This is a genomic window from Pseudomonas sp. KCJK9000, assembly GCF_046230725.1.
GTDB lineage: Bacteria > Pseudomonadota > Gammaproteobacteria > Pseudomonadales > Pseudomonadaceae > Aquipseudomonas > Aquipseudomonas promysalinigenes.
Genome location: NZ_JBJJLN010000023.1, coordinates 52,990 through 69,005 on the forward strand (window position 1 = coordinate 52,990; position 16,016 = coordinate 69,005).

The 16,016-nt window shown below is 59.5% G+C and carries 14 protein-coding genes, 1 tRNA gene and 1 pseudogene; 6 read left to right on the forward strand and 10 right to left on the reverse strand.

Features of this window, described 5'->3' with window-relative positions; translation table 11 throughout:
* Window positions 1–18: 18 nt before the first annotated feature.
* The 8 genes from ACK59H_RS12550 to ACK59H_RS12585 all read right to left on the reverse strand — a co-directional run bounded on the left by ACK59H_RS12550 (window position 19) and on the right by ACK59H_RS12585 (window position 10,246).
* On the reverse strand, window positions 19–648 hold the full coding sequence (locus ACK59H_RS12550; RefSeq protein WP_060478022.1) for an alginate O-acetyltransferase AlgF: 630 nt from the start codon (window positions 646–648) through the stop codon (window positions 19–21).
* 19 nt (window positions 649–667) lie between these two features.
* On the reverse strand, window positions 668–1,762 hold the full coding sequence (locus ACK59H_RS12555; protein ID WP_060478021.1) for an alginate O-acetyltransferase: 1,095 nt from the start codon (window positions 1,760–1,762) through the stop codon (window positions 668–670).
* Window positions 1,763–1,771: 9 nt separating this feature from the next.
* A complete protein-coding gene (locus ACK59H_RS12560; protein ID WP_060478020.1) occupies window positions 1,772–3,199 on the reverse strand; it encodes an MBOAT family protein in 1,428 nt (475 codons plus the stop codon).
* A gap of 14 nt (window positions 3,200–3,213) precedes the next feature.
* The gene (locus tag ACK59H_RS12565; RefSeq protein ID WP_060478019.1) at window positions 3,214–4,668 is read right to left on the reverse strand and encodes an alginate export family protein; all 1,455 of its coding nucleotides are present in this window, start codon (window positions 4,666–4,668) and stop codon (window positions 3,214–3,216) included.
* Entirely contained in the window at window positions 4,665–6,116 is a 1,452-nt protein-coding gene (locus tag ACK59H_RS12570; protein ID WP_060478018.1) for a sel1 repeat family protein, read from the reverse strand. Before ACK59H_RS12570 ends, ACK59H_RS12565 begins: the two co-directional genes overlap by 4 nt.
* A 21-nt stretch (window positions 6,117–6,137) precedes the next feature.
* A complete protein-coding gene (locus tag ACK59H_RS12575; protein ID WP_060478017.1) occupies window positions 6,138–7,301 on the reverse strand; it encodes a PilZ domain-containing protein in 1,164 nt (387 codons plus the stop codon).
* A gap of 16 nt (window positions 7,302–7,317) precedes the next feature.
* Window positions 7,318–8,847: a glycosyltransferase gene (locus tag ACK59H_RS12580; RefSeq protein ID WP_409264472.1), complete on the reverse strand. Its 1,530-nt coding sequence runs from the start codon at window positions 8,845–8,847 to the stop codon at window positions 7,318–7,320.
* Between the two features lie 91 nt (window positions 8,848–8,938).
* Window positions 8,939–10,246 (reverse strand): nucleotide sugar dehydrogenase, encoded by a 1,308-nt coding sequence (locus ACK59H_RS12585; protein ID WP_060478016.1) that lies wholly within the window; start codon window positions 10,244–10,246, stop codon window positions 8,939–8,941.
* A gap of 154 nt (window positions 10,247–10,400) precedes the next feature.
* Here ACK59H_RS12585 and ACK59H_RS12590 point away from each other — a divergent pair, with 154 nt between their 5' ends.
* The 6 genes from ACK59H_RS12590 to ACK59H_RS12615 all read left to right on the forward strand — a co-directional run bounded on the left by ACK59H_RS12590 (window position 10,401) and on the right by ACK59H_RS12615 (window position 14,411).
* A complete protein-coding gene (locus tag ACK59H_RS12590; RefSeq protein WP_409264473.1) occupies window positions 10,401–10,643 on the forward strand; it encodes a hypothetical protein in 243 nt (80 codons plus the stop codon).
* Between the two features lie 114 nt (window positions 10,644–10,757).
* Window positions 10,758–11,147 (forward strand): helix-turn-helix domain-containing protein, encoded by a 390-nt coding sequence (locus ACK59H_RS12595; RefSeq protein WP_060478015.1) that lies wholly within the window; start codon window positions 10,758–10,760, stop codon window positions 11,145–11,147.
* A 63-nt stretch (window positions 11,148–11,210) separates the two neighbouring features.
* Window positions 11,211–11,849, forward strand: a complete 639-nt coding sequence (gene uvrY / locus ACK59H_RS12600) for a UvrY/SirA/GacA family response regulator transcription factor (RefSeq protein ID WP_186478019.1) — start codon at window positions 11,211–11,213, stop codon at window positions 11,847–11,849.
* Between the two features lie 5 nt (window positions 11,850–11,854).
* The gene (gene uvrC, locus ACK59H_RS12605; RefSeq protein WP_060478013.1) at window positions 11,855–13,678 is read left to right on the forward strand and encodes an excinuclease ABC subunit UvrC; all 1,824 of its coding nucleotides are present in this window, start codon (window positions 11,855–11,857) and stop codon (window positions 13,676–13,678) included.
* A gap of 33 nt (window positions 13,679–13,711) precedes the next feature.
* Window positions 13,712–14,272: a CDP-diacylglycerol--glycerol-3-phosphate 3-phosphatidyltransferase gene (gene pgsA, locus ACK59H_RS12610; protein WP_060478012.1), complete on the forward strand. Its 561-nt coding sequence runs from the start codon at window positions 13,712–13,714 to the stop codon at window positions 14,270–14,272.
* Between the two features lie 63 nt (window positions 14,273–14,335).
* Window positions 14,336–14,411: transfer RNA gene (locus tag ACK59H_RS12615), tRNA-Gly, on the forward strand.
* Window positions 14,412–14,787: 376 nt separating this feature from the next.
* On the opposite strand, the pseudogene ACK59H_RS12620 reads toward ACK59H_RS12615, so the two are convergent.
* Together ACK59H_RS12620 and ACK59H_RS12625 are read right to left on the reverse strand one after the other, a co-directional pair.
* Window positions 14,788–15,092 (reverse strand): annotated as a pseudogene (locus ACK59H_RS12620) (transposase); the annotation flags it as partial.
* Between the two features lie 24 nt (window positions 15,093–15,116).
* Window positions 15,117–16,016, reverse strand: a 900-nt coding sequence (locus tag ACK59H_RS12625) for an EamA family transporter (RefSeq protein WP_409264474.1), incomplete at its 5' end; no start/stop codon positions are given.

Below are 16,016 nucleotides of genomic sequence, written 5' to 3' on the forward strand. Positions count from 1 at the left end.
ATCCTTGCTGAGCAATCGTCACTCGGTCGGGTCGATGCTGTTGGCCAGGGTCATGCTGCGGTTGCCCGGCAGCAGTACATAGCTGTACGAGCGCCCCTTCTTCAGGAACTGCTCGTCGAAACTGGCAACTTTGGTGTCCTGCTGGTAGGCAGCGAAGTCGATCTTGATCTCATTGACCATGCGCGTGCCGGTCTCACCATTGCCCAGGGTCTGTACTACGTCGTGCTTGCCATCGGAGGTCTTCAGCGCTGCCGGGTTCTGGGTCAGGTTATAGAAAGCGATCTGCGCCTTTTTCGGCTCATTGACGTACTTGTCGCTGATCAGCTTGAGCTGCTTGCCGTCGTACACCACGGTGCTGGCGGCATTGGCCTTGAGCTGCGGTTCGATGGATTTACCGGCGATGGTGATCTTGTGCGGGCCTGCGGGTGTGAACCGATAGCCGCTGAGCTGCCCGGCGGCGACCCGCTGCGGGTTGACCTTGCCACTGAGGCTGACGTCGATGTTGCTGTCGGACAGGTTCAGCACCCGCACGAAGGCCGAGTCGGCAGGGGCCACGGCGTCGTATAGGTCAGCGTTGCCCTCGGCAGCCAAAACGGTATGGCCGGCGGTGGCCAGGGCGATGGCGGTGAACAGGTGGGTAAGCTTCATTCGGACTCTCCTTGATTCGTCAGAAATGCTGGGGCGCAGCGCTACGGCTAAGTGAGCCTGGGCGGTGGGCGAGCAGGGTGCGTAGTGGGAATTCCCACACCACAGTGTCGATCTGGGTACTTGCCAGTTGATCGCTGGCGAGGAACTGGTTCATCGCCTCGAACGGGCCCCGCGCTTCCACGGCAATGCTCAACAGGTCGCGGTTGAGCGCTTCCTTGAGAAAGCCGACGAAGTTCCAGTCGTCGATCTTGCTGTAGCTGGTGCCGACCAGCATCAGGCTCTGGTCTTGTTCGGCGAACAGGTCGTCGGCACCTTGCTCGGCCTTGAGGGTTTCGTAGAGGGCGATGGGGTTGGGGCCGAACTGGGGGGCCAGGCGCGCGTGGTCGAACTGGATGTAATTCATCAAGTCGCCCTTGACGCTTTTGTCGCCGGCCTTGTGCGAAACGTAGACTTGGTCGCCGAGCAATTGCGGGCGCTGACGTGCCAATTCATAGGCCGACAGCCGTGCGCCTTCAGGGCTCCAGTGAGTGTCGGACTTGAGAAACAGCTGTGGGCCTTCAAGGTTGGCGAGGAAGGCCGCACGCAACGGCACCACATCCATCTGGCGGCCTTGCAGCTCGCTGACAAAGCGGTCGTAGAGGCTGATTACCCGTGGGTCGAAAGCATGCTGGGCGTGGGCTGCGTAGACGTCGAGCTTCATCGGCAATGGCAGAATAACCAGGTGCTTGCCATGCTCTGCCAGTTGCAGGCGCACCTTGGCGATCTGCTCAAGTTGTGCCGCCAGATTGGCGTCTAAATCGTTGGGTACGCGGTATTCCTGATTGGTGTAGAGCCAGCCATCTTTGCCAAGTACCACGCCCTTGGTGCCTTCTCCAAACAGATGGAACTGGGCGTCGGCCCACAACTCAACCGACGGGTCGCGCAGGAAGAAGCGCTTGTCGTAGGCCTGCTCGAACTTGCGCAGCAGCTTGCCGTCGACGAACAGGTTCCAGGTGTCGGTCGAGGTGCGCGCAAAGCTGAACACCGGCGGCAGCGAATAGAGGAACATGGCCGCCAGCACCACAATGAACACAATGCCGTTGGCCTTGCTGGCCGAATTCATCACCGGATACATGGCGTTCTCCTAGAACTGAAAATACAGAAAGGGTGAGAACGAGTTGGCTGCCAGGCTGCTCAGGGCCAGCAGGAAGCCCCCCCACAGCAGCACGCTGTGCAACGCGCCGACATGGCGCATGAAGTAGCCTTCCTTGTTGCCGGCGTAGAAGCGCAAATTATTGATGCCGGCCAGCAGCAGCCAGGCCAGCGCCACCAGAGCGAAGGCCATGGCCATCTTCGAGGCACCCAGCACATACAGCTCCAGCGAGCCGAAGCCGTTGAAGCCGAACAACGCCTTGTAGATATCGATGCTGTGGCGCAGGTCCATGGTGAAGAACAGCGGCATGCTCAACAGGATCAGCAGGCCGGTGCGCAGGTGTCGGCCGAGCTTGTAAGGCGCGCCAACCTTGGTCGCCAGGTTGAACTTGCGCTCCAGCACCATGCCAACGCCAAAGAACAGGCCCCAGCAGATGAAGGCGAAGCTCGCGCCGTGCCACAGGCCCGACAGCAGCATGGTCCAGATCAGCGCCGGCATTGCACCGGCCACCCGTTTACGCACCAGCGGCATGTACACGTAGTCGCGCAAAAAATGCGCCAGGGTCATGTGCCAGCGTGCCCAGAACTCGGTGATGCTCTGCGCCACGTAGGGCTGGTTGAAGTTCTCCGGGAAGCGAAAGCCCATCATCAGTGCCAGGCCCAAGGCCATGTGGCTGTAGCCGGCGAAGTCGAAATACAGCTGCAGCGTCGAGATCACCAGGCCGAACCAGGCGTCGCTGAACTGCAGCGTACCTTCGCTGACGAACAGCACGTTGATCGGTGCCAGGCGGTCGGCGATCAACACCTTCATGATGAAACCGAGCATGAAACGGCAAACCCCCAGCGAGAACAGCTCCAGCGAGTGGGTGCGCTCGCGTAGCTGTGGCGCCAGCTGGCTGTAGCGCAGAATTGGCCCGGCCACCAGGTGCGGGAACAGCGCGACGAAGGCGGCGAAGTCGATGAAATTGCGCGTGGGCGTAGCGTCCTTGCGGTAGATGTCGACGATGTAGCTAAGGGCATGGAACACGTAAAAGGAAATGCCCAGTGGCAGGAAGATGTTCTCCAGCGTCCAGGTGTTGATGCCCAGCGGTGCCAGCAGCATGGCCAGTACTTCGGCGCCGAAATTGGCGTATTTGAAATAGCCCAGGGTCGACAGGTTGCCGGCCACACCGATCCACAGAAGGCGCAGAGCCATGGGTTTGTCGCCGGCATCCAGGCGTGCCTTGATACGCAGGCCGAACCAGTAGTTCCAGTAGGTGATACCGACGAACAACAGCAGGAAGTCTGGCCGCCACCAGGCATAGAAGATGTAGCTGGCGGCGACGATCACCGTTGACCGCCACTGCGCTTTGGCCAGGAAGTACACGGCCAGGAACAGCGGCAGGTAGAGGAACAGGAACACATTGGAGGCGAAGATCATGGCACGGCCCTTCCTTAGTAACTGATCACCACACCGACGCTCAACTGGTAGTCATCGCCGGTTTCCAATGCACTGCCGGCATTGAGGTAACTGGCGCTGACCAGCGCGTTGACGTCCAGGTGTTTGCCATCGATAGCCACCGGAAACATCTTCCAGTAGTAGTTGAGGTCGATCATTTGCCCGACGTTGCGCCCGTTGCCCTGGGTACCTTGGCTGATGGCGCGGTTACGCTGCGTGCGCTGGTCGCCGTTCATGCGGATCGGCAGCGTGCCGTCGGGGTCGCGCAGTTGCAGTTGGGTAACTCGCAGGTCCAGCGCGCTGCGTGGGGTGGGGCGGGTTTCCACGGCGAAGCCGTAGTAGCTCAGGTTGCGCAGGTCCAGGGCGACGAACGAACTGGTAAGGCGGGTGCTGTAGGAGCCAGTACGGGTGATGCGGTCGGACTGGATCGCGTTCAGGCGAAAGCCGTCGTTTTCGTCGCTGGGTTTGTCGGTCAGGCCGCCGCGCAGGGCCAGGCGTGGCGTCCAGGCCAGGCTGTCGAAGCGCTTGCCGACTTCGCCGAGCACTGCCCAGCCTTTGCTGCTGTGGCCGGTGGTGGTGACGCCGTTGCCATTGGTGTTGTCCATCTTGCCGTCCAGCGCCGCCAGTTCCAGGTGGTAGTCACTGAGCACTGAGTAAGGCAAGTTGTCGCCCTTGAAGAACAACCCGTAGCGCATGCCCTTGAAGTCGTAGCGGTCGTCGGCGTCGTGCCCGCTGTGGTCGTTCTCGTGCATCAAGCGCACGCCAACCTGATTGTTCTGGCTCCAGCGATAGGCGTATTGGCCCATCAGGTAGGTCGTGCGCTCCTCGCTGTCGGGCAACTGGTTGACGTCGGTGTTGTAGTTGTAGAACTTCTGGCCAACGGCGAAGAACGCTTCGGAGAAGGTGTCCTGGAAGTTCAAACGCAGCGACTCCAGGCTGTCATCCCACCAGATGCCATAGTCATCGAAGAAACGCTGGCGGCCAAACGAGGCGGAAAAGCGCGGGTCGTCACCGATCAGGTTGCGCTTGACGTACAGCTCGCGCATTTCGGCATACCAGCCTTCGGGCTGCTCGCGTTCGCTGCTGTTGGTCGCCTCAACGGTCAGGTTGCTCGACTGGCTGGAGTCGTAGTTCAGCCACAGGCGGCCGTAGACCATCCATTTCGCCCAGCGCTTTTCCGGTGAGTACCAAGCGAAGGACGGCTCATAGCGCAGGCTATAGAACATTTCCCGGTCGCTGCCGACTTGGGAGTCTTGCGGGCCATAGCCCGTTTGCACGGTGAGCTTGTTGAACACTTCGGAGGTGATCACCGGTTCGCTGCCATCGGCGGCTACGACGCGTACCGGCTCGTTGCTGTCTGCTTCAGGGCCGGTGATTTCTTCGGCGGCAAAGCACGCCGGCACGCTCGCCAGGACGAGCAAGGCGCCAAACAGGGGGTGGTGCGCTTTCACAGGGTGGCCTCCTTGAATAGCCCGTTGCGAGCGGCCAGGGCGCGCTCGATGTCATCCTTGGGCAGGGTTTTTTCCAGGCGCCTGACCAGGCTTTTGGCGCTGCGCTCGCCCAGGTCCAGCGCTACGCGGGCATAGGTGTAGGCTTTGACTGGGTCGTGACACAGCGCGCGGCCGTAGGCGTGCAGGGTGGCCATGCGGTACCAGGCAGCGGTGTTGCCTTTGTTGGCTTCGGCCTGGAACAGCGCCAGGGCCTTTTCCTGGTCAGGTTGGTCCTCGACCCCCTTGCTGTAGTACTCACCCAGCAGCAAGCCGGCACCGGGGTAACCACTGGCACGCAGTTCTTCGATCAATGCGCGGGCCTTGTCCGGGTCCATGGTCAGCCAGTTGTTGACCATGTAGAACTGAGCTTGCAAGGCCTTGGCCCGCGTCGGATCGCGCGGGCGCACCTGATCGATCAGCGCCTGGGTTTCCTCGGCGTTGTGCTCGGTCGGGTTGGAGATCATGTAGTTGGCCTTCGATACCATCGCTGGTACGTATCCGCGGGCGACCGCTACATCTCGCCAGCGTTGGACGCGGGCGGTAGCCAGGTCCAGGGCGTCTTGCTGAGCCTTTTCGCGAGCCAGTTGCTCGGGTGTCGGCGGCAGCTTTTCGGCACCGGCTGTGCTGTTCTGGCTCTCATAGCGGTCGGCATCTTGTTCGGCACGCTGCACGCTGGCAATGCTGTCGAGCAAGGCGGCGATGCGGTGGATGTTCTCCACCGGCAACTGCTCGCGTTCTGGCTCCAGTTGGTCGGTGAATGCTGGGAACAAGCGGTCCTGCTGCTCGCCGAGGAAGACGTAGTAGCGGTCGATGGCGCGGGCATCCACCTTGACCGCCTGGCGGTACCAGCGTTCGGCTTCGCTGCGCCGGCCTTGGCGTTCGGCCAACACGGCATGGTAGAGCTCCGGGCGGCAGTTGAGCAGGCAGGCCTGTTCGTACAGCGCCAACAGTTGTGCGGCCTGAGCAGGTTCGACGAGCTCGGGATAGGTCAGAAACACTTCCAGCGTGGTGCTGGTGTTCCGCGGGTCGAGGTTGGCCGGGTAGCGTGTCAGTGCTTGGGTCATCCACGGGCGCTGCGCTTCGCGCAGGTGTGGAGTGCGGTCGATCAGGCGAGCCAGCGAAGCCAGCGCCGGGACCATGCCACGGCCATCGGCGAAAGCCTTCTGGTACAACGCCACCACTTCTGCGGGACTGGAGTCTGGCCGTGCGGCCAGTACATCGCCAAGCAGCAAGGTGCTGGCCAGATCGCCACGCTCAGCCAGTTGACGCAGATCGCCAGTGACCTCTGCCGATGGGTCCTTGTATAGCGTGTAGCGGATCTGCTCCAGGCTCTGCCCGGCGCTGGCCGTGCTGGCGCAGGCCAGGGCCAGGCTGGCCAGCAGCAGGCGGGGGGGCGTGTTCACGGTCATGGCGTTATCGTCCTTGGTGGTTCAGCGCGCAGCGCCAAACGGCAGGCCCAGGAACAGGTCGACCGCCACCGCTTTCTGGTAGGCATCGGCCGGCAGCGGGCTGTCAGGCTCGATTGTCAGTGCCAGATTGCGGTTGGCCTCATCGACACGCGCGTCGACCACCTTGCCGCTGTAATGCTGGTCAAGGCCGAACACCTGCATGTCCACCGACTTGACCCGCTCGATGTCGGCGAGCTTGTCGAACGGCAGATTGGCGCGCACGAACATGCCCTGCGCCTTGGGCAGCAAGTGCATCAGTGGCGCCTCCTTGTAGCCGTAACCATCCACCCGCGGGCTTGGGTAGTAGACCTGGCAATCGCAGGGGCTGTTGATCACCGTCTCGATGGTGGCACGGCCGAGCAGGGTTTGCAGGTCACCCGGCGACAGGTCGGCCACAGCCTTCATGTCGGCAGGGCTGGTGAAGCTGGTGGCCAGCTGTGTGGAAATGCTGGCCAGCGGCTGCCCGGCGTGCACCTCGGTGGCACCGGCAGGCAGCAGATATTTCACATAGCCATTGTCGGGCATGCTGATGACCTGGGCGTTGGTCGCCACCTGTGCCTGCAGCGCTGGGATGCGGAAGAACAGCAGGTAGCCTTTGTAACCAACGAAGGCCAGTGCGGCGATGCCAGCGGCGGTGTACAACAGCGTGCCCGTCAACGCCTTCAGGCGAGCGCCTGGGGTGCGGGCGCTGGCGTACTTGTGCTTGCGTTCCTTGATGTAGTTCTCGCGCTGCATGACCGTGAACAGGCCATTGATATCAGCGATTTCTCCAGACATGTAGGCGCTGATCAGGTAGCGCAGAATGTCGCGCTTCTGCGCATCGAGGTCGACGAACTGCGCGCCCACCTCGCTGCCACGCTGCGAGACGATACGGATCTTGCTGTCGATGTTCAGGTCGATCTGGTTCAGGCGCAGGCGTATGGAGGCGTCATACAACGCGCCGATCTTCAGGGGGGCGTCGTGGCTCAGGCCCAGGCCGCCCAGGGAAATATCCTGCAGGGCTACCTCGAACGGCGCCTGGCCGGCACTGCACAGGCGCACGCGGGCGTTCATGCGCGTGCGCACATACTGACGCTCGTCGACCGCTTCGTGGACGATGTTGGCCGCTGTTTTGCCCGGGGCCGCGGGGATGTTCGTGGTACTCATATGCAGGCGCCTTTCCTTAACGTTGCGAGAGTTCTAGAAGAACGGTGATGACCCCGAAGAAGATGGCGACCGACGAGCACAGCATCGCCTTCGAGGACCAGCGGTTGAGGCTGGCATCGAAGTCGACGCTGCCAGTGGCCAGAGTGGTCTTTTGCCGCGTCCAGCTTTGCTGGTCCATGTGGAACATCGCGTAGACCTTCATCAGCGAACCGACGATCTGGTTGTAATAAAGGACGAAGGGGTACATCGGGCTCACCGGGTGCCCGGCGAACACGAACAGCACGGTCACCAGGCTGCGCGAGATCAGCACCCAGAACAGGTACACCAACAGGTACTGGATGCCGAACGCCACACCGGCCACCACCGAGGCGGTCAGCCCCATCAGGCAGGTCCACATCGACACCCGCTGGTCGAGCAGCACGTACAGGGTGAACAGCCCAAGGCGCGCGCGGCCGAGCAGGGCCGTGGCGCGAAAGTTCTGGCGCAGCGAGTTGCCGTACCAACGGAACATCAATTGCCGCGTAGCGATGAAGAAGCTGTCGCTGGGTGGGTGCTCGACGGTCAGGGTGTGGCTGTCGGGCACGTAGAAGGTGTTCCAGCCGGCGCGCATCAGGCTCAGCCAGCTCGACTTGTCGTCACCGGTGAGGAACTGGAAGCAACCGAGCCGCCAGTGCTCAAGAAAATCGGCCTCGACATCGCGGATGAACTCGGGGTCAGTCATCACTTCAGCGCGGAAGAACGACAGCCGCCCGGTCAACGTCAGCACCCGGTGTGATAGCGCCATCGAGCACATGTTGATGTGGCGTTGCACGAACCGCATCGAGTGCCATTGGCGCATCCATCGGCTGCCCTCGACTTCGCAGAACTCGTTGGTGGTCAAGCCGCCAACGTCCGGCAGCACGGCGAACAGCTTGACTGCCCGCTCGACACAGCCGGGCAGCATCATGGTGTCGCCGTCGACCACGCCTACCACGGCATCACTGAGCGGCATCTGCCGCGACAACGCCCTGAAGGCATGGGCCAGGCCGTCACGCTTGCCGGTGCCGCGGGCGCGGACGATCACTAACTTGATGTCGTCGCGGTCCTTGACCTCATTGCGCATGATGTCCTTGATGAAATTTTCGTCGCCTTTCTCGACGATCGAAGCGATCACCGTGCAGGGCACTTTCAGCCGTTGCACCTCCTGGAACACCGACTGGTAGACCTTGAAAGTGGTCATGGTGGGAATGCGAAAGCTGGTTACCACCATGAACATGTGCGAGGGCAGCGCCGCATCGCCCAGGCGCTCCACCCGCCGGCGCAGCCTTGGAAATTTCCAATGCAGGAAATACATGCCGCGCACGTAGTGAACGACGGCGTTTCCATAGCGCCACATCCCCAGCGTGCCGATGATGAAGATGAACAAGTGGTGGTTTGGGTCCAGATACTGCGGGGCGACCATCTCCGACGCCAGCGCAATCAGCCCGGCCAGGCACGCCCAGCCGAAGAAGCTGGCGCCTGCGCGCAGGTAGCCGGGTGCTACGAAGGGTGGGTGCTGTCGATCCATGTCGCCTTGACTCCTGTTTTGCCGGTGGCCACGCGCCACACCGCCCAGGGGTGACCCTGTGGCGGGTGGAGCAGGGTGGGTGCTGGGGTGGTTACCAGCAGATGCCCTGGGTTTGGCTGTCGCTCAGGCCAGGCATGAAGCCCACCAGATCGATCACCTGTTTGCCGTGGCCGGCTTGCAGCACGCTGGCAAAGCGTGGGTCGTTGTTACCCAGCACGATCACCTCGGCTTCCTCGATCACCTGCTGCAAGTTGCCGTGCAGCAGCGACGAAACGTGGGGGATCTTCGCTTCGATGTACTCCTTGTTTGCGCCATGCACCCGGGCGTACTCGACGTTCTCGTCGAAAATGTGCAATTGGTAGCCCTTGCCGATCAGGCGCTCTGCCAGCTCCACCAATGGGCTTTCCCGCAGGTCATCGGTGCCGGCCTTGAATGCCAGGCCCAACAGGGCGATCTTGCGTTTGTCCTGGCGTTCGATGAGGTCGAAGGCGTTCTGCACCTGCGAAGCGTTACTGGCCATCAGCGAATCGAGCAGCGGCGCCTTCACGTCCAGGCTGGCGGCGCGGTAGGTCAGGGCACGCACATCCTTGGGCAGGCACGAGCCACCAAAGGCGAACCCTGGGCGCAGGTAATAGCGCGACAGGTTGAGCTTGTGGTCCTGGCAGACCACATCCATCACCTCGCGGCCGTCGACGCCGGCAGCCTTGGCAATGTTGCCGATCTCGTTGGCAAAAGTGACTTTGGCGGCGTGCCAAACGTTGCAGGTGTACTTGATCATCTCGGCCACTTCGATGGTCTTGCGGATCACCGGTGCGTCGAGCTCCTTGTACAGCGACTCGAGCAGATCGCCCGATTGGCTGTCCAGTTCCCCAATTACCGTCATGGCCGGGAAGTCATAATCTTTGATCGCGGTACTTTCGCGCAGGAATTCCGGGTTGACCGCTACGCCGAAATCGACGCCAGCTCGCTTGCCCGAAAACTCCTCCAGAATGGGCACCACCACATTCTTGACGGTGCCTGGCAGTACGGTGCTGCGCACTACCACGGTGTGGCGGCTAGCTTTGTCGCGCAGCGCCGTGCCGATTTCCCGACACACCGCTTCCATGTACACCAGGTCCAGATCACCGTTCTTCTTGCTCGGGGTGCCGACGCACAGCAGCGACATATCTGTGGCAAGAATCGCCCCTTGCACATCGGTTGTTCCGCGCAGCCGGCCATTGTTCACGCCCTCTTGCAGCAGTTGTTCCAGGCCGGGTTCGACAATGGGCGACTTGCCCTGGTTGATCAGTTCGATTTTTGCCGGGGAGATATCGACCCCCAGCACATGATGGCCGCGGGCCGATAGGCACCCCGCGCAGACCGCGCCAACATAGCCAAGTCCAAAGATACTGATGTGCATAGATCCCTCTCTCTGGGGCGCGGCAAGGCCGGCCGAGATACATCGTTTATGAATTTATAAGTGGCAGACGCGCAGAATTAAGCCGCGCTCGGAAGTGGCGTTGCAGGCTGTTTCTTAGTGGTCTGATTTCAGACTAAATGGATCTTAATTTTTGATGCAAGCGTTGTTGCCCGGTTATTTAAAAATAACTTTTAATTTGCTTGTTAAAGTTAAAAAACACTTAGAAATCAATAACTTAAAGTTGCTGTTAGTTAGGCGCCAAAAAAATGAATGCCTGCCGTGTGGCGATAAAGTGACGCCAATCACATGGCGTTGGCCCGGCTCCGCGCGCTGGCGCGTCACCCCACAATGCACTGCATCCATGAATAAACACCTTGAAAATCAAGGCTCCTGCTAAGGTCGTGCTGGCTTGCGACACTGCACGGCGATGGGCATAGTGCCTGTCATCTCTACAACTGCTGGCACGCGCGTGATCAGCAGCTATGAAGGCCAAGGAAGAAGGAGATCTGGCATGAAAGGATTCGGCCCACGCCTGCGCGAAGAGCGTGAACGTTTAGGCATGACCCAACGGGTATTCGGTGACATCGGGGGCGTCGAACCCAACGCGCAAGGCAAGTACGAGAGCGGCGAGCGCACGCCTCGGGCGGACTACTTAGCAGCCTTGGCAAACCGAGGGGTGGATGCACTGTATGTGCTCAGTGGTCAGCGCACCCCGGCGCCGCTGGAAAGCCTGACGGCCGATGAAACCGGTCTATTGGGCGCATTTCGCCGTTTACCTGCGGCTGACAAGGCAGCGTTGCGGCATGTGCTGGGGCGTTTGGCGGGTGAGGGCAGTCGTGTGGAATCGGCGCCGCAGATGCAGCCTGGGTGTCGGACATTTCTGACGGAAGTTTTACGCTAGGTCCGCCATGAAAAATTTTGTTAAGGTGACGGGATCCAATCGCCCTGTTGACGAGGTGTCTGCTTGATTAGGGTCCTAGTGGTCGACGATCACGATCTGGTTCGAACCGGTATTACTCGCATGTTGGCCGATATCGACGGCCTGCAGGTGGTAGGTGAGGCGGATTCGGGCGAATCGGCGCTCAAGCTCGCCCGGGAACTGAAACCTGATGTCGTGCTGATGGACGTGAAGATGCCTGGCATCGGTGGCCTTGAGGCCACCCGCAAGTTGCTGCGTAGTCACCCTGACATCAAGGTGGTGGCTGTCACTGTCTGTGAAGAAGACCCGTTCCCCACCCGGCTGATGCAGGCGGGTGCCGCCGGTTACCTGACCAAAGGGGCTGGGCTTGACGAAATGGTTCAGGCCATCCGCATGGCCTTCGCCGGCCAGCGCTACATCAGCCCCCAGATCGCCCAGCAACTGGCGCTTAAGTCGTTCCAGCCTCAAGGCTCGCCCTTCGATGCGCTGTCGGAACGAGAGATCCAGATTGCCTTGATGATCGTCGGCTGCCAAAAGGTGCAGATCATCTCCGACAAGTTGTGCCTCTCGCCCAAGACCGTCAATACTTATCGTTATCGGATCTTCGAAAAACTCTCGGTTACCAGCGACGTCGAGCTGACGCTGCTGGCCGTTCGCCACGGTATGGTCGACGCAAGCCTCTAACCCTCATGTCTCAAATTTTTGATGCCAGCGCGTTCCTGGCCACCTGCAGTGGCCGCCCAGGCGTATACCGGATGTTCGACGCCGAGGCGCGGTTGCTCTACGTGGGCAAAGCCAAAAACCTCAAGAAGCGCCTGGGCAGTTATTTTCGCAAGACTGGCCTTGCGCCGAAGACTGCTGCGCTGGTGGGCCGCATCGCCCAGGTAGAAACCACCATCACCGCCAATGAAACCGAGGCATTGCTGCTTGAGCAGAACCTGATCAAGCAGTGGCGGCCGCCGTATAACATTCTGTTACGCGACGATAAGTCGTACCCATACGTTTTTCTCTCGGACGGCGAGTTTCCGCGGTTGGGTATTCATCGTGGCGCCAAAAAAGCCAAGGGGCGTTATTTTGGACCGTACCCCAGTGCCGGAGCCATTCGCGAGAGCCTGAGCTTGCTGCAGAAAGCCTTCTCTGTCCGCCAGTGTGAAGACAGCTATTTCGCCAACCGCACTCGCCCGTGCCTGCAGTACCAGATCAAGCGCTGCAAAGGCCCGTGCACCCGCTTGGTCACGCCCGAAGAATATGCCGAGGACGTACGTCACTCGGTGATGTTCCTTGAGGGGCGCAGCCAGCAGTTGGGCAATGAGCTCAACGAAACCATGGAGAAGGCCGCCATGGCTCTGGATTTCGAGAAGGCTGCCGAACTACGCGACCAGATCGCCCTGTTGCGACGGGTGCAGGATCAGCAGTACATCGAAGGCGGCTCTGGCGACGTCGATGTGGTAGCCGCCTTCGTCAACCCGGGCGGTGCGTGCGTCCATTTGATCAGTGTTCGCGGCGGCCGGGTGCTGGGCAGCAAGAACTTCTTTCCGCAAGTGGGTATCGAGGAGGAAGTGGCCGACGTCATGGCTGCGTTCCTGTCGCAGTATTACCTGGGCAATGCCGAACGTGAAATGCCGGGTGAACTGATCGTCAACGTGCTGCACGAAGACTTTCAGGCCATCACTGACGCCGTGCAGAGCCTGCGGGGTCGGGAGCTTGCGATCAGTCATCGCGTCCGGGGTACCCGCGCCCGCTGGCAACAATTGGCGGTAACCAATGCCGAGCAGGCCCTTAATGCCCGGTTGGCCAACCGTCAGCACATGGCTGCGCGTTTCGAAGCGCTGGCCGAGGTCCTCGGCCTGGATGAAGTACCGCAGCGTCTGGAGTGCTATGACATCAGCCACTCCAGCGGCGAAGCCACGGTCGCCAGCTGCGTGGTGTTCGGCCCGGAAGGCCCGATCAAGTCCGATTACCGGCGCTTCAATATCGAAGGGGTGACAGCAGGCGACGATTATGCCGCCATGCATCAGGCCCTTACCCGCCGTTACGGGCGCATCAAGGACGGGGAGGGCAAGTTGCCCGATGTGCTGCTGGTCGATGGCGGCAAGGGCCAGTTGAACATGGCCCGCGAAGTGATGCAGGAGCTGGCCTTCAACGATCTCACCCTGCTGGGTGTGGCCAAGGGCGTAACGCGCAAGGCCGGCTTCGAAACGCTGTATCTGAACGATGTGGCCCATGAGTTCACCCTCAAGGGCGATAACCCAGCACTGCACCTGATCCAGCAGATCCGCGATGAAGCGCACCGTTTTGCCATCACAGGGCACCGTGCCCGGCGTGGCAAGGCCCGACGCACTTCGAGCCTGGAGGACGTTGCCGGGGTGGGGCCTAAGCGCCGCCGCGACCTGCTGAAACACTTCGGCGGCTTGCAGGAACTCAACCGCGCCAGTGTCGACGAGATCGCCAAGGCGCCTGGCATCAGTAAAAAGCTTGCCGAGTCGATTTATGCCAGCCTGCATAGCGAGTAGAATGCCGGGCTCAACCCGCAGCCAGTCGTACCGATGAATATTCCAAACCTGCTCACCGTTCTGCGCGTCCTGCTGATCCCAATCTTCATCCTGCTGTTCTACATGCCTTATCACTGGAGCTACATGGCCGCCAGTACGGTGTTCGCCATCGCCGCTGCCACTGACTGGCTGGACGGTTACCTGGCACGCCGGCTGCAGCAGAGCACCCCATTCGGTGCCTTCCTCGACCCAGTGGCCGATAAATTGATGGTGGCGGTGGCGTTGGTGCTGCTGGTGCAGGTGCACGCCAACTTCTGGCTGACATTGCCCGCGGCAGTGATCATCGGCCGCGAAATTGTGGTGTCAGCATTGCGCGAGTGGATGGCGGAGCTGGGGGCGAGGGCGCATGTGGCGGTTTCCAGCCTTGGCAAGTGGAAGACGGCGGCGCAGATGCTGGCGCTGGTGATTCTGTTAGGCAACCCGCCCGTTGTGAATTTTTGGGTGGTATTGGGCTATGGCCTGCTGCTGGTGGCGGCCGCGCTCACCCTGTGGTCGATGGTGCACTACCTGGTGGCAGCTTGGCCGCACCTGCGCGAAGGCTCTGAAAAAAAATAAAACTTTTTTGAATCAAGGGGTTGACGCTATTTCAGATATTGCTAGAATGGCACCCATCACGACGCGGGAATAGCTCAGTTGGTAGAGCACGACCTTGCCAAGGTCGGGGTCGCGAGTTCGAGTCTCGTTTCCCGCTCCAAATTAAGATTTATAGCGTTCTACAGAATTCTGTAAATCATCGAAAAAAGACGCTTAGGCGTCTTTTTTTCGTTTAAGTCCAATTCATTCGGACTCGTGGGCATTCGGGCCCTTCAAGCAATGAGTCCATGAATTAATAGCGTCCATAGCCCATGTTCGTTGCTGAAAAAGAGCGCTGAGCATTACGGGCATCCAGCCTTTGCGTCAAACCAAAGAGCTCTTGCATGGCTTTCTCGGAAGGGAAGGTTTGCCATGCTAAGGCTATCGGTAAGAACTTCACCCTTGGCGCTGGCTATTGCCCGTCAACCGGCGCGACAGCGCCTGGTGGTAGTCCGAGCGCGATCGATGAGCCCACCTACCACATGTGAGGCCGTGATTTATCGTGGCATATCTGGCGAGCAGTGCCACGGCAGCACCGCTTCGTAGTCTGTTACCGACGAGGCATCCGACAACCGCTCGAGTATGTGGCGCAGCCCCGTATAGGGCTCTTGGCCGTTGACCTTGGCACTTCCGACTAAGATAGAGATCTGCGCACTGGCCGTGGCGCCCTTGGGTGTGTCACTGAATAGCCAGGCATTGCGTCCGATGACAAATGGCTTAATCGCACGCTCGCCAGGTTAATGTTGATCTGTAAATGCCCGGCCTCGACATAATGCTCCAAGCGACTCCAGTTGTTCGCCAACAAGTGTTTCTTTTCGAGCCCAGCTTACACAGCTTGAAACGATATAACGGCCACACCGACAACGATAATCACGATTGATAAAAATTTTCTCACGACACCACCTGGAGCAATATCTTCGGCGATAAACTTCGGGAATAGTTTCGTTGCCAGAAACCCTAACGCTAAAACGAATAGCGGGTGAATACTGACGACAACCGAAACCAAGGCAGCACCGCCTCCCGCTGCAAGTGCAGCCATGAAAAAAACATAGCCGCCAACATCAAAAATGTTTGTCACTCCAAAAATCCCAAACTGCTTGAAATTCAAGGTCTTTAGATCGTTAGTAATGAGTCTCCGCCATTTCGGCACCAACAAAAGCAACATGCCGCCTAGAGCATAACCAGCAAAGTTAAAAATCAGCACCGACTCCAAGCTTTTCAATTGCAGTATCTCGTCTGAAATAACAGTTGAGACAGCCCCAAAAAAAGCAGAAACCAACAAAACAACTACATGTCTGGGGTGACCAAGCCCTCTTATTGTCTGCCTAGACATGCACAATATTAGAATGCCAACAACGATCATAGCAAAGCCAGTCACCTGCCAAGATGTTGGGATGGCATGAAAAATCAAAATGGATGCTGCCAATACGAAGATTGGTTCAGATTGGTGAATTGGGATCACTACCGATACATCCATGTCTTCTAGCGAATAACTATATGCAAAGTATTGCAAAAATATTGCAAGTCCTGAGCAGATATTAATCACTGCTATGTGCAAATCTAAATCAGTAGGCTGAAAATAGGCATAAATGGCTCCTGCAAAGAAAATATTTCCAATGCTCAGCAGGAAAATAAAGGAGATGCAGTTTGAGGTGATATGGTTAATGGCAAATTTATCAACAATATTTGAGAGGCTCCAAAACAGCGGAGCCAGAAGTGCGGAGTA